This is a genomic window from Nocardia elegans NBRC 108235 (genome assembly GCF_001612845.1).
Classification (GTDB): domain Bacteria; phylum Actinomycetota; class Actinomycetes; order Mycobacteriales; family Mycobacteriaceae; genus Nocardia; species Nocardia nova.
In genome coordinates this window covers 43,038-55,815 of record NZ_BDBF01000020.1, presented here as the reverse complement: position 1 = coordinate 55,815, position 12,778 = coordinate 43,038, and the positions used below count along the sequence as shown (strand labels likewise).

Annotated in this window: 13 protein-coding genes; 11 read left to right on the top strand and 2 right to left on the bottom strand. The window is 68.4% G+C overall.

Features of this window, described 5'->3' with window-relative positions; all coding sequences use genetic code 11:
• The first annotated feature begins 100 nt into the window (after positions 1-100).
• The 9 genes from NE2_RS16095 to NE2_RS16060 all read left to right on the top strand — a co-directional run bounded on the left by NE2_RS16095 (position 101) and on the right by NE2_RS16060 (position 8,653).
• A complete protein-coding gene (locus NE2_RS16095) occupies positions 101-1,096 on the top strand; it encodes a Ppx/GppA family phosphatase (RefSeq protein WP_084494085.1) in 996 nt (331 codons plus the stop codon).
• A 108-nt stretch (positions 1,097-1,204) separates the two neighbouring features.
• Positions 1,205-2,848 (top strand): Rv0497 family membrane protein, encoded by a 1,644-nt coding sequence (locus NE2_RS16090; protein ID WP_063026954.1) that lies wholly within the window; start codon positions 1,205-1,207, stop codon positions 2,846-2,848.
• Positions 2,849-2,898: 50 nt separating this feature from the next.
• The gene (locus tag NE2_RS16085) at positions 2,899-3,762 is read left to right on the top strand and encodes a sugar phosphate isomerase/epimerase family protein (RefSeq protein ID WP_063026952.1); all 864 of its coding nucleotides are present in this window, start codon (positions 2,899-2,901) and stop codon (positions 3,760-3,762) included.
• 118 nt (positions 3,763-3,880) lie between these two features.
• Positions 3,881-4,777 (top strand): thioesterase family protein, encoded by an 897-nt coding sequence (locus NE2_RS16080; protein ID WP_084494084.1) that lies wholly within the window; start codon positions 3,881-3,883, stop codon positions 4,775-4,777.
• Positions 4,778-4,825: 48 nt separating this feature from the next.
• Complete coding sequence (proC, locus tag NE2_RS16075) at positions 4,826-5,644, top strand: pyrroline-5-carboxylate reductase (protein WP_063026950.1); 819 nt, start codon at positions 4,826-4,828, stop codon at positions 5,642-5,644.
• Between the two features lie 167 nt (positions 5,645-5,811).
• Positions 5,812-6,039 (top strand): helix-turn-helix domain-containing protein, encoded by a 228-nt coding sequence (locus NE2_RS16070; RefSeq protein ID WP_030516190.1) that lies wholly within the window; start codon positions 5,812-5,814, stop codon positions 6,037-6,039.
• A 230-nt stretch (positions 6,040-6,269) separates the two neighbouring features.
• Positions 6,270-6,371: a 30S ribosomal protein bS22 gene (locus NE2_RS34995; RefSeq protein WP_003402602.1), complete on the top strand. Its 102-nt coding sequence runs from the start codon at positions 6,270-6,272 to the stop codon at positions 6,369-6,371.
• Between the two features lie 192 nt (positions 6,372-6,563).
• Positions 6,564-7,646 (top strand): NAD-dependent epimerase/dehydratase family protein, encoded by a 1,083-nt coding sequence (locus NE2_RS16065; RefSeq protein WP_063027029.1) that lies wholly within the window; start codon positions 6,564-6,566, stop codon positions 7,644-7,646.
• On the top strand, positions 7,643-8,653 hold the full coding sequence (locus NE2_RS16060) for a lysophospholipid acyltransferase family protein (RefSeq protein WP_063026947.1): 1,011 nt from the start codon (positions 7,643-7,645) through the stop codon (positions 8,651-8,653). Before NE2_RS16065 ends, NE2_RS16060 begins: the two co-directional genes overlap by 4 nt.
• A 73-nt stretch (positions 8,654-8,726) precedes the next feature.
• On the opposite strand, the gene NE2_RS16055 is transcribed toward NE2_RS16060, so the two are convergent.
• Both NE2_RS16055 and NE2_RS16050 read right to left on the bottom strand, forming a co-directional pair.
• Positions 8,727-9,764 carry an HAD family hydrolase gene (locus NE2_RS16055; RefSeq protein WP_373862254.1) on the bottom strand — a complete coding sequence of 346 codons (1,038 nt, stop codon included), beginning with the start codon at positions 9,762-9,764 and terminating at the stop codon, positions 8,727-8,729.
• 81 nt (positions 9,765-9,845) lie between these two features.
• Complete coding sequence (locus tag NE2_RS16050; RefSeq protein WP_063026946.1) at positions 9,846-10,106, bottom strand: glutaredoxin family protein; 261 nt, start codon at positions 10,104-10,106, stop codon at positions 9,846-9,848.
• A 354-nt stretch (positions 10,107-10,460) separates the two neighbouring features.
• Here NE2_RS16050 and NE2_RS16045 point away from each other — a divergent pair, with 354 nt between their 5' ends.
• Both NE2_RS16045 and NE2_RS16040 read left to right on the top strand, forming a co-directional pair.
• Positions 10,461-11,336 carry a redox-sensing transcriptional repressor Rex gene (locus tag NE2_RS16045; RefSeq protein WP_063027025.1) on the top strand — a complete coding sequence of 292 codons (876 nt, stop codon included), beginning with the start codon at positions 10,461-10,463 and terminating at the stop codon, positions 11,334-11,336.
• On the top strand, positions 11,333-12,721 hold the full coding sequence (locus tag NE2_RS16040; RefSeq protein ID WP_063026944.1) for a glutamyl-tRNA reductase: 1,389 nt from the start codon (positions 11,333-11,335) through the stop codon (positions 12,719-12,721). The genes NE2_RS16045 and NE2_RS16040 overlap by 4 nt, the downstream gene beginning before the upstream one ends.
• The last annotated feature ends 57 nt before the right edge of the window (positions 12,722-12,778 follow it).

Here is a 12,778-nt window from a genome sequence, read left to right as displayed (position 1 = left end):
CTAACAGCTTTGCCGCTCGAGCCCCAGTTCCGGGCTGGTGTGGTGAGGGGAGTTCCGATTCGTCCTCCGGTGCCTCCACCGACCCCGGTACCGTATTCATGTGCGGCTCGGTGTTCTCGATGTGGGAAGTAATACCGTCCACCTGCTCGTGGTGGACGCGCATCGGGGTGGGCACCCGATGCCGATGAGCTCGACGAAGGCCACCTTGCGGCTGTCGGAGAATTTGGACGACGCGGGCTGCATCACGCCCGAGGGCGCGGCCAAGCTCACCAAGACGATCACCGAATTCGCCAGTATCGCAAAGACTTCCGGCTGTGTGGAGCTGATGCCGTTCGCGACCTCGGCGCTGCGGGAGGCGGCCAATTCCGATGACGTGCTGGCCCAGATCCGCTCGCGCGCGGGTGTCGATCTGCGAGTGCTCTCGGGTGTCGACGAGGCCCGGCTGACGTTCCTGGCGGTGCGGCGCTGGTACGGGTGGAGCGCGGGACGCATTCTGAATCTCGACATCGGCGGCGGATCGCTCGAGATGAGCAACGGCTGCGACGAGGCGCCCGACGCGGCGTTGTCGCTGCAGTTGGGGGCGGGCCGGCTGACCAGAGACTGGCTGAACGGCGATCCGCCGGGTAAGCGCCGGGTGGCGGTGCTGCGGGACTGGCTCGACGCCGAGTTGGTGATACCGGCCAAACAACTGCTCGCGGTCGGACGCCCGGATCTGGCGGTGGGCACCTCGAAAACCTTCCGCTCGCTGGCCCGGCTGACCGGAGCCGCCCCTTCGGCCGCGGGACCGCGTGTGCGGCGTAGTCTCACCAGTTCCGGTCTGCGGCAGTTGATCGCATTCATCTCTCGGATGACCGCCGCCGATCGCGCAGAATTGGAAGGTGTCAGTTCCGACCGGTCCCAGCAATTGGTGGCCGGCGCACTGGTAGCGGAGGCGAGTATGCGGGCGTTGTCCCTCGATACGCTCGAAATCTGCCCGTGGGCGCTGCGCGAAGGACTGATCCTGCGCAAACTGGATACCGACCTGGGTAGCGACCCGGGTCCGGGTAGTACTCGGCCCATCGGAGTGCCGGGCCCGACCGAGGCCGTATCGGGATGATCGATGCGGGAAGCGGTCAATCGGAAAGGACCGTCGTGAACGGCAGGAGCGGAGGCGGCAGCCCGGCGTGCCCGCGCCGCAGCCCGTTCACGACCGAAAGGAGCCGGCATGAGTGAGGATTCGACCCAGCTGTCGGTCGCCGAACTGCTGGCGCGCAACGGCCAGGGAGTTCCGGCGTCGGGCGGCGGTCGCCGGCGCAGAGGCGGACGCGGCATCGCGGTCACCGACCTGACCGGCGACCTGCCGGCGGTTCGGGAGGGCTCCTCCTCGCACGCCGCTCCGGAGGCCGAACCGGATCCGGAACCGATGCCGGACTTCCAGCTCTCGGTACCCGGATACGAAGCCGAATCACCGCTGTCCGGCCCGATCAGTTTCTACGATCCCCTGGCCGCCACTCCGGAGGCGCCGAGCGCGCCGAATTCCTGGGAGCCGTCGGGGTACGCGGCGAGCAGCTTCCAGCCCACCTCGTTCGACTCTCCGGGTGGATATTCCTCGCCGGAGTTCGGCGCGGCCCCCGGATACGACGCTCCCGGATACGGCGCTCAGCCCGATTCGACCCGGCACGCCGCGCCGGAGGGTGCGCCCGCGCCGTACGGTGCGGATGCCGCGCCGGCGCCCACCGGTCGCCGCGCCCGCCGCGAATTGCGGGAGGCGCTGGCCGAGCGGGAGGCGGCGGGTGCGTTCGCCGCTCCCGAGACTCCGATGGATTCGGGGCGTCCCGGGCGCCGGCATCGGCCGGAGCCCGACGAGAGCAACACCGTGATGGTGCCGCCGTTCCAGGGTGGCATGGGAACCGACCCCACGCCGCCGACCGCGGCCTGGGCGCCGCCTCGCCCGCCCGAAACCCCCTCTCCGCACCGCGAATTCGGCGCTCCGGCAGGCCGTGAATTCGGTGCGCCCGACTTCCCGACACCGGGACGCGCCGACCTGCCGCGCCGCAACGGTGCGAAGCCGGGGCGCGACGGGTCGGGCGCGCCCGAGGTACCCGCAGGCGGCCGCAACGGCGCCGACGCCCGCCAGGGACTTCCCGCGTGGTCGGCGCGGCGGCGGCCCGGCGCTCCGGCTTCGGCTCCCCGGGATTTCGACGAACCCGGATCCGGCGGCCACCCCGACGAGCCGGCCGAGGACCGGTCGCCGGGATGGTCGCTGGCCGCCCGGGAGCAGCCGCTGCTGTCCGGGCAGACCGTTGCCGGAGATCTGCTGCGCGATGCCGGAGCGCGTGAGGAGCGTCGCGGGGCCGATGCGCGCCGCGATCGCGGGCCGCGCCGCGGGGTGATCGATCTCCTCGATCCGGCCGAGGCGCGCACCGAGTTCTACGCACCGGTCGAACTCGACGAACCCGAGGACGACTACGACGACGATCTGCTCGACGACGAGGAGATCGAGCCCACCCCGCGTCGGCGCCGGGCCGCCCCGCGCAGCTTCTCCCTGCGCGACAAACTGCCGCAGCTGAGCCGGCCGGCTCCCCGCCGCGGCTCGGTCGAGGATCTCAACCGGCGGCAGTGGATGATCCTCGGCGGCCAGGCCGTCGGCGCGGCGGTCGCGGGAATGTTGCTGTTCAAGGGCTTCGAGCAGATGTGGGACGTCATGCCGTTCCTGGCGCTGGTGCTGGCGATGGTCGTGATTCTCGGTCTGGTCGCGCTGGTTCGCGTGCTGCGCCGCACCGACGACATCCTCAGCACGGTGATCGCGGTCGTTGTGGGCATCTTCGTGACGCTCGGACCGCTAGCCTTTCTTCTCAGCACGAACTGAGCAGGGAGCAGCAAGTGGGGCACAGCGGTCAGGTGGGGACCACCGTTCAGGTGGGGTTGTCGACGGCGTCGGTCTATCCGGAGAACACCGAGGCGGCGTTCCGGTATGCCGCGGAATTGGGTTACGACGGCGTGGAATTGATGGTCTGGGCCGAGCCGGCCAGCCAGAACATCGCCACGGTCCAATCGTATGTGCGCCGGTACGCGGTGCCGGTGCTGGCCGTGCACGCGCCCTGTCTGCTCATCTCGCAGCGGGTATGGGGTGCCGACCCGGTGGCCAAGCTCGAACGCAGTGTGCGGACGGCGGAGTCGCTGGGGGCGGCGACCGTGGTGGTGCATCCGCCCTTCCGCTGGCAGCGGCGTTATGCGGAGGGCTTCGCCCAGCAGGTCGGCGAACTCGAGGACAGCAGTCCGGTCGTGGTCGCGGTGGAGAACATGTTCCCCATGCGCGCCGACACGCTGTTCGGACGCCGCTCCGGTTCGGCGCGCCGGCTGGAACGCCGTGGTGGACCGGGACTTTCCGTGACCGCGTTCAGCCCGTCCTACGATCCGACCGATACCGGCTTCCGGCACTACACCCTGGATCTGTCGCATACCGCGACCGCCGGGATGGATGCGCTGACGCTGGCCGACCGCATGGGCAGCGGTCTGGCGCACCTGCACCTGGCCGACGGCCGCGGCGCCGCTCACGACGAGCACCTAATTCCCGGCGAGGGTGGGCAACCCTGTGTGGAAGTGTGTGAATCGCTGGTGCGCAACGGTTTCCGGGGTCACGCCGTGATCGAGGTGAACACCCAGAACGCACGGACCACCGCCGACCGCGCGGCGATGCTGGGGCGAGCGCTGCGGTTCGCGCGCACACATCTGAACAACTTGCAGCCGGTGCCGGGACGGGAACCGACCCGGCAGGGTTGATCGGCCTGTGCCCGTACAGCTTCGTCACACCCGGTAGGGAATCGAGCGACCGTCCGGCAGACTTATACGGTGTACGAGCCGGGCCGGAACCGGCTGGGCCCACGGAGAGGAGCGGCGGGTGACGGAACTGGCGGTCGAAACGGTACGGCCGGAGTTGGACGACGCACCGTTCAGCCGCGTGTGCGCGGTGACCGAGGTGGAGGTTTCCGCGGAGTTCGCGCGCTATCGCGGCGTCATCGACCCGGTGTGGACGATCGGCAAGAAGCTGCACGGCGGCACCATGGTCGCCTCGTCGGCGGCCGCCGCCACGACCCGGCTGCGCACCACGCACCCCGATCTGGCCGAGATGTTCCCGATCGCGGCGAGCACCGATTTCCTCGGCGCCCCGGACCCGGGCGAGGTCGAGTACGAGGTCCGAATCCGCAAGACGGGCCGCCAGATCTGCCTGGTCGACGCCGATCTGGTCCAGGGTGGTCGCACGCTGGTGCATTCGGCGTTCACCTTCGGCCACCTCGACGACGCGGAACCGGCCTATCGGCGCGAGACCGTGGCGGATATGCCGCCGGAACCGCCCGCCGAGGCCCTGGGCTACGACGCGCCGGATTCTCCGATGGGCCGGCTGGTCAACGTCTCGCGAGGCGCCTCGGTGGCGATCGATCCGGCCTGGGCGCCGTTCCTGTCCGGCGAGCGAGGCGAGCCGCGGCTGCGCCTGTGGATCCGTCCGCGCGCCGCCGACGGCAGCGATCCGGACGTCGCCGCGTATTTCGCCATGATGGCGGGGGATATGAGCCCGCCCGTGCCGATGAACATGGGCCGGTTCGGCTGGGCCCCGACCGTGCAGCTCACCACCTATCTGCGGCGTCGTCCCGCGCCGGGCTGGCTGCGGGTGATCGCGACCGCCCACGAAATCGGGGAGCGCATGTTCGACGAGGATCAACTGGTCCTCGACAGCACGGGCGCGGTGGTTGCGCAGACCCGCCAACTCGCGCTGATTCCGCTGCCCCGCTCCCACTGATCGCCCCTGCCCCGCGTCGGCCGCCGCGCACGGATAGCCTTGGGCCTCATGACGAGAATTGCGGTGATCGGTGGCGGACGGATCGGCGAGGCGTTGATTGCCGGGCTGCTCGAGGCCGGGCGGCCGGGTAAGGATCTGGTCGTGGTCGAGACGGTGACGGCCCGCGCGCAGGTGTTGAGCGAGCGGTTCGGCATCCGGGTCACCGACAGTCTGGCGGAGGCCGCGGCGGGTGCGGATGTGCTGGTGGTAGCGGTGAAGCCGCACGATGTCGACGCCGTGCTGACCGAGCTCGGCAAACTCGAACTCGACAACGATCGCGATCAGATCATGGTGTCGCTCGCCGCCGGCGTGACCACCGCCCGGGTGGAGTCGAAGTTGCCCGCCGGATTCCCGGTCGTGCGGGTCATGGCGAATACCCCGATGCTGGTCGGCCAGGGCATGAGCGCGATCGCGGCCGGTCGCTACGCGAAATCCGCCGAGCTGGATACGGTCTCGGAGCTGCTGGGGGCGGTCGGCAAGGTCGTCACCGTCGCCGAGAGCCAGATGGACGCGGTGACCGCGGTGTCGGGTTCGGGACCCGCGTACTTCTTCCTGGTGGTCGAGGCCATGGTGGAGGCCGGCGTCGGCCTCGGCCTGACGCGGGACGTGGCCACCGAACTGGTGGTGCAGACCATGCTCGGCTCGGCGGCGCTGCTGGAGGAGTCCGGTCAGGATGCTGCGGAGTTGCGTGCGGCGGTGACCTCGCCGGCGGGGACGACCGCGGCGGCTGTGCGCGAGCTCGAGCGCGGCGGCGTGCGCTCGGCGTTCTGGGAGGCGCTGCACGCGGCCAAGCGCCGCTCGGTCGAACAGGGGGCGACCGGCGAGTAGCCGCGGAGTGGCCGCCGGGTGTGACGTGACATCCGCTGGTGACACTGCTATTTCTCCCACCCGTCGCAGCAATCCCACTGGTAACGCTAAGCTCGGGGGAGCACGTGCGTGTCTGTTCCGCCGGTGGGGAAGCCGGCGGCGCGGACGTGCCGGAGGTCAGTGGTGCAATGATGTCTGGAAACAGCTCTGCGAGTTCCGGTCCTGTCATCGGCGGTGGAGGAACACAGTTCCTCACCGTTGCCGAGGTGGCGAATCTGATGCGGGTTTCCAAGATGACGGTGTATCGGCTGGTTCACTCGGGAGAACTACCCGCTGTCAGAGTCGGTCGATCGTTCCGGGTACACGCCAAGGCGGTGCACGACTACCTGCAGACGTCGTACTTCGACGCCGGATAGCAGCGTGCGAACGCCGGTCGGCGGTGTCGGCGACCGGGCACAGCGGTGCCCGTTTCGTTCGCCGTGGGTTGGCCCGGTACGATGAACCACCGTTGTGTTACCCGCTGCCGATCTGGGTCAGGTCGGGAGCTGAACACTGGTTGCCAGGCGGCCGCCGAGCGAACCGGAAGATGGGCGTACGTAACCGGCGTGCGTGCCGAGGGTAGAGAGAGAACGCGAGGAACAACCCTATGGGTTCTGTGATCAAGAAGCGCCGTAAGCGGATGTCGAAGAAGAAGCACCGCAAGCTGCTTCGCCGTACGCGCGTGCAGCGTCGCAAACTCGGCAAGTAAGCTTTATACGCTAGAAATTAGCTGAAAGCCCGCCATCGTTCCAGGTGGCGGGCTTTAGCATTTGTTTCCGGTGACTGAAGTCATCGTTAGATCCTGGTTAATACTCTCGGCCGCCTCCGTAACAGCCGCTACTCTGGTTAACGGAACTAGCCAAGCAGGGGTGCACAGGTGGGATTCGGCGTGGGTTCGGATATGCGGGACGGGCGTACGGCTGGCCGCGACGACCAGCCGCCCAAAGTTGTCCTCGTCACCGGCGCGAGCCGCTTCTTCGGCGGCAATGTCGTCACTCGGCTGGCGGCCGATCCGGCGATCGAACGCGTCATCGCCGTCGATGCCCGGATGCCCAGCCGCGATCTGCTGCGCCGGATGGGGCGCGCCGAGTTCGTCCGCGCCGATATCCGAAATCCGTTGATTCGCAAGGTGATCGATGGAAACAACGTCGATACCGTGGTTCACCCTTCCGTGCTCTCCCGCCCGCCCGCCGGCGGCGGCCGCGCGGCGATGAAGGATTACAACGTCTTCGGCGCCATGCAGTTGATGGCGGTCTGTCAGAAGGCGCCCAACGTGCGCCGCGTCGTGCTCCGGTCCTCCTCGGCGGTGTACGGTTGTGGTCCGAAGGATCCGGCGAAATTCACCGAGGAAATGAGTGCGCGCACGCCGCCGAAGGGCTGGTTCGCGCGCGATATGATCGAGGTCGAGGGCTTCGTCCGTGGAATGGCGCGTCGGCGTCCGGATATCGCCGCGGCGATCCTTCGATTTCCACCGATTGTGGGGCCGCGTCTAGCGGGCCGGGGCGTGCAGTATTTCCGCTCCCCGATCACGCCGACGATTTTCGGTCGCGACCCCCGTATGCAGCTGTTGCACGAAGAGGACGCGATCGCGGCGCTGGCGCATGCGGCGCATTCCGCACCGGGCGGCACGTTCAACGTCGCCGGAGACGGGGCGCTGGCGTTGTCGCAGGCCATCCGTCGCGCGGGTCGCGTCGAACTACCGGTGCCGATGAGTGTTTTCCAGACGGTCGGCCGGTCGTTCATGGGCCCGGTGATGCGTGAGTTCACGACCGAGCAGATCGACTACTTCTACTACGGCTGTGGATTGGACACCACGAGAATGCGTAGCGAACTCGGCTTCGCACCGCGCTGGACGACGGTGCAGGCGTTCGACGACTTCATCGGGGGCGCAGCGTTGCGGCCCGTCATAGATCCGCACTGGATCGACGCTGCAGAAAACAGACTCCTCGGCCTCGTCGGGGCCGGGACGGGAGCACATCGATGAACGACGTGGCCAAAGTCATTCACCTGCACGAGACGGATTTCGAGGCCCGGCAGCGCCCCGCGTCGCGGCGGTGGCCGGTGGAGCCGGCCCTGCAGCCGGTAACCTCGCTGACCGAGCGGCTGGCCGAATCGGCCTCGCCGCGCTCGCTGGGTGATCTGGTGCGAAGTGCGGTGGCCGGCGGTATTCGCAATACCGCCGATTTCGCCCGCCGCCGCCTCACCGGGGACTACCAGGTCGACGAATTCGGGCGGGACGAACATCTGCTCGAATCGGTGATCCTGCCGACTCTGCGACCACTGTCGGATCTGTGGTTCCGGGTGGATGTCAACGGCATCGAGAACATTCCGTCCACCGGTGGTGCGCTGGTGGTTTCCAATCACGCCGGCGTGGTGGCACTGGACGCGCTGATGCTGCAGCTGGCCGTGCACGACCGGCATCCCGCCCATCGGTCGCTGCGCTTGCTGGCCGCTGATCTGGTGTTCGAGACGCCGGTGGTCGGCGGGCTGGCCCGCAAGGCGGGCCATACCCTGGCCTGCCCCGCCGACGCCGAGCGGCTGCTGCGGTCGGGCGAGGTCGCGGGGGTGTTCCCCGAGGGCTTCAAGGGCATCGGCAAGCCGTATTCGGAGCGCTACAAGCTGCAGCGCTTCGGGCGCGGCGGATTCGTCTCGGCTGCGGTGAAAACCGGTGTGCCGATCATTCCGTGTTCGATCGTCGGGTCCGAGGAGATCTATCCGAAACTCGCCGACATCAAGCCGTTGGCACGCCTGCTCGGATTGCCGTATTTCCCGGTGACTCCGACATTTCCGCATCTGGGACCGCTGGGCGCGATCCCGTTGCCGTCGAAGTGGACCATCGAATTCGGCAAGCCCATCGCGACCGGGGATTACGCGGCCGAGGCCGCCGACGATCCGATGACGATGTTCGAGGTCACCGATCAGGTCCGCGAGACCATCCAGCAGACGCTGTACAAACTGCTCACCAAGCGGCGTAACCCCTTCACCGGCTGACACCGGAAGAGAGCCGGAGAAATCGAGCCTCCTCGCTGCGGCGGGGAGGCTCGGTCGTTTCCTTCCGGAAATCTCAGGCGTGCTGTTCGCGCCTGCGGGTGAGGACGGCCGCCGCCGCCCCACCAGCCGCACCCAGCGCCAACGCGGTGGGCACGCCGATCTTGGCGGCCTTGCGCCCGGTGCGGAAATCGCGAATCTCCCAGCCACGATTCTTGGCGACCTCCCGCAGGTCCGAATCCGGGTTGATCGCCACCGCGGTGCCGGCCAGCGAGAGCATCGGCACGTCGTTGTGGCTGTCGGAATAGGCCGTGCAGCGTTTGAGATTGAGCCCCTCGCGAATGGCCAGGGTACGCACCGCATGCGCCTTGCCCAGGCCGTGCAGAATATCGCCGACCAGCCGCCCGGTGAAGACGCCGTCCACACTTTCGGCGACCGTGCCCAGCGCGCCGGTCAATCCCAGGCGCTTCGCGATGACCTGCGCGAGTTCCACCGGCGTGGCGGTCACCAGCCACACCTGCTGACCGGCGTCCAGATGCATTTGCGCCAGCGCGCGGGTGCCCGGCCAGATCTTGTCGGCGATGATTTCGTCGTAGATTTCCTCGCCCAGCGCGGCGAGTTCGGCGGTCGAGCGGCCGGCGATGAATGACAGCGCCTTTTCCTTGCCGCTGGCCATATCGCCCTGGCTTTCCTTACCGGTGACCCGGAATTTCACCTGCTTCCAGGCCATATCGACGAGGTCGGAAGTCTTGAAATATTTCCGCGCCGCCAGGCCGCGCGCGAAGTGCACGATCGAGGCGCCCTGCACCATCGTGTTGTCCACGTCGAAAAATGCCGCGGCGGTCAGGTCGCGCGGCGGGCGCGCATGGGGCGGTAATTCCGAATCGGCTTCGGCGCCATAGGTTTCGGCCAATTCCGCGTCGTGCAGCGCCAGGGCGGCATCGGCGCTGGCCTCACCGGCGAGGTTGGCGCGTACCTCCTCCTCGCTGGGCCCGAACGGGCTGCGCGCGATCCGCGTGAGCTGGTCCGACAGACCCTGCCCCCAGCGCGCCGGGAATTCGCCGAACCTGCCCGCGATGAAGCCCGTCCTCGTATCTTTCGATCGTTCCGGCACCAGTACCTCCGCCTGTTCGCGCGAACACTCCAACATTAGCCGAGCACAGCGTTGTCCCGACGGCTGCTCGGCGATGTGTGCTCAGCGACTCAAATCGGCCCGCAACCGGGATTCGTCCACGTCGAAGTAACTGTGTTCGCGGCCGTCGAGCAGCACCACCGGCAGCCTGTCGCCGAACTCGGCCCGCAGCGACGGGTCGGTGGCCGCCGCCGCGTCCACATCGACGGTCGCCGGTTCCAGCCCGAAGTCGGCGCAGATGGCGCGCAGTTGCGTCAGTGCGGCCGTGCACATACCGCAGCCCTCGCGGGTCAGCAAAGTCACCGAATGCGTGGCAGTACTCATATCGCCATTAAATGCCACCGTGCCGACAGACCTGCGATTAGCCGCGAATCGCCGGATTCGCGCGGGGAAATCGCCGGTCCGGCGTGCTTGCACCGAAGCCCGTGCTACACGGCGGTTGAATGTGAGCAGGCATTCGTGGAGCCGACGAGTGGAGAGTGACTGAATTCACCGACTTTGTGCAGGGCTTCACAAGCGGTTACGGTGGTGACACGCGACCCGCCTGCTTCTGGCGGCGGACGCAACCGCACCCCGTGTACCAATACCGATCCGATACCGATGCCTGTGCCCGGTGTCGGCGGTGGACCAAGCGAAAACCCGGACACTACCCCCCGGCCGGACGAGGAGCCGAACGACGTGACAGAGCAGCATGAGACGCCAGGTGGCGTCTCCGGCAGAGCTCTGAACAGCGTTTCCGGCAAAACCATCAACAAGGACATCCCGCAGGCGACGGTGACCCGACTGGCCACCTACCTCCGAGTGCTCGCCGTCCTGGCCGACGAGGGTGTGCTCATCGTATCGAGTGAAGAACTGGCTGTCGCGGCGGGTGTCGGTTCGGCCAAGCTTCGCAAGGATCTATCCTTCCTCGGCCCCAACGGGGTTCGCGGCGTCGGCTACGACGTGGCCAAGCTGCGCAACCGCATCGAAGACGTTCTCGGCCTGGCGGACGGCCATCGGGTGATCCTGGTCGGCGCCGGGAATCTGGGCCGGGCACTGGCCGGTTACGGCGGATTCTCGCGGCGCGGATTCACCATGGTCGGCATCTTCGACAACGATCCCGCGGTGATCGGCGCCTCGGTCGCCGGGCTGCGGGTGCTCGACACCGCCCGGCTGCGGACCGCGGTCGCCGAACTCGCGCCCACGATCGCGGTGGTCACCGTCCCCGACGCCGCGGCCCAAGCCGTCTGCGACGAACTCGTCGCCGCCGGGGTGCAGTGCATTCTCAGCTTTTCGCCGGTGAACCTGGCGGTTCCGGCCACCGTGGAGGTCCGCCGCGTCGACCTCGCCGTCGAACTGCAGATGCTGTCGTTCGAGCGCGCTCGCAGCGCGGAACTCGAGGCGACCGAGCCGGCGGCCACCGAGCGCGTCGCCGCGGGAGAGACCGTGCACGCGGTCTCCACCCCGATCGGGCGCCGGATGGCCGGACGCGCGGCCCACCAGCCCACACCCCGCAAGACAACCTCGCATTCGGCAACGGAGCCAACCAGCAAGGGATCGGTGGTCGCACCATGAGTGTGCTTCTCGTCGGAATTTCGCATCGCAGCGCTCCCGTGGCGGTGCTGGAGAAGGTCGCGGTCACCGAGGAGGACCGGCCCAAGCTCACCGATCGCATGCTGGCCTCCCAGCACATCTCCGAGGCGATGATCGTCTCCACCTGCAACCGCGTCGAGATCTACGCCGTGGTCGACGCCTTCCACGGCGGCCTGGCCGAGGTCGGCGATCTACTGGCCAAGCATTCCGATCTGCCACTGCCCGAACTGACCAGGCACGCCTACGTGCGCTACAGCGAGGCGGCGGCGGAACATCTGTTCGCGGTCGCCAGCGGCCTGGATTCGATGGTCGTCGGCGAGCAGCAGGTGCTCAGCCAGATCCGCTCGGCCTACGCCGCCGCCGATGCCCAGCAGGCCGCCGGGCGCACCCTGCACGAATTGGCCCAGCATGCGCTGCGCGTCGGCAAGCGGGTGCATTCGGAGACCGGGATCGACCGCGCGGGCGCCTCGGTGGTGTCGGTCGCCTTGGAGCGCGCCGCGAACGTGCTCGGCGACCTGGCCGGCCGCACCGCGGTCGTGGTCGGCGCGGGTGCGATGGGCGGGCTGTCGGTGGCCCATCTGGCACGGGCCGGAATCGGCCGAATCGTCGTGGTCAACCGCACTCTCGAGCGGGCTCAGCGGCTGGCCCACACCGCGACCACCATGCACGGCGCGCCGGCGACCGCGATGGAACTGTCGAATCTGGTGAACGCCATGGCCGATGCCGACATCGTGATCACCAGCACCGGCGCGGTCGGTTCGGTGGTGAGCTTGGCCGACGCCCACCGGGCGCTCAACGTCTCCCGCGCCGGACATGAGATGGTGATCTGCGATCTCGGCCTGCCCCGCGATGTGGATCCCGCGGTGGCCGGATTGCCCGATATCACCGTCATCGACATGGAGACGCTGCAGCGTGATCCCGCGGCGGGTGCGGCGGCGGACGACACCAGCGCCGCGCGCGCCCTGGTCGCCGAGGAGCTCGCCAAGTATCTGTCCGGCCAGCGGATGGCGGAGGTGACCCCGACCGTCGCGGCCCTGCGCCAGCGCGCGGCCGAGGTGGTCGAGGCGGAGCTGATGCGGCTGGAATCCAAACTGCCCGATCTCGGCGATCCGCAGCGCGAAGAGGTGGCCCGCACGGTGCGCCGGGTGGTCGACAAACTGCTGCACGCGCCCACGGTCCGGGTCAAGCAGCTGGCCTCGGCGCCCGGCGGCGGCAGCTACGCCGAGGCGCTGCGTGAGCTGTTCGAATTGAAACCCGGTGCGGCACAAGCAGTTGCGGCGCCGATGGAAATCGCCACTCTCGGCGGCGAACTGGCCGACGACTTCACCACGAGCCATCTCGGAGACGAACAGGGGCATCCGCAGTGAGCGCTGATACGGCCACCGCATTCGGGGGCGCGGCCACCGGGGTCGACACGCAGGAGC

Coding starts and splice junctions, on each gene's coding strand:
- NE2_RS16050 (WP_063026946.1), bottom strand. CDS start 10,106: ATGAGTACTGCCACGCATTCGGTGACTTTGCTGACCCGCGAGGGCTGC.
- proC (WP_063026950.1), top strand. CDS start 4,826: ATGACGAGAATTGCGGTGATCGGTGGCGGACGGATCGGCGAGGCGTTG.
- NE2_RS16065 (WP_063027029.1), top strand. CDS start 6,564: ATGCGGGACGGGCGTACGGCTGGCCGCGACGACCAGCCGCCCAAAGTT.
- NE2_RS16070 (WP_030516190.1), top strand. CDS start 5,812: ATGATGTCTGGAAACAGCTCTGCGAGTTCCGGTCCTGTCATCGGCGGT.
- NE2_RS16090 (WP_063026954.1), top strand. CDS start 1,205: ATGAGTGAGGATTCGACCCAGCTGTCGGTCGCCGAACTGCTGGCGCGC.
- NE2_RS16060 (WP_063026947.1), top strand. CDS start 7,643: ATGAACGACGTGGCCAAAGTCATTCACCTGCACGAGACGGATTTCGAG.
- NE2_RS34995 (WP_003402602.1), top strand. CDS start 6,270: ATGGGTTCTGTGATCAAGAAGCGCCGTAAGCGGATGTCGAAGAAGAAG.
- NE2_RS16040 (WP_063026944.1), top strand. CDS start 11,333: ATGAGTGTGCTTCTCGTCGGAATTTCGCATCGCAGCGCTCCCGTGGCG.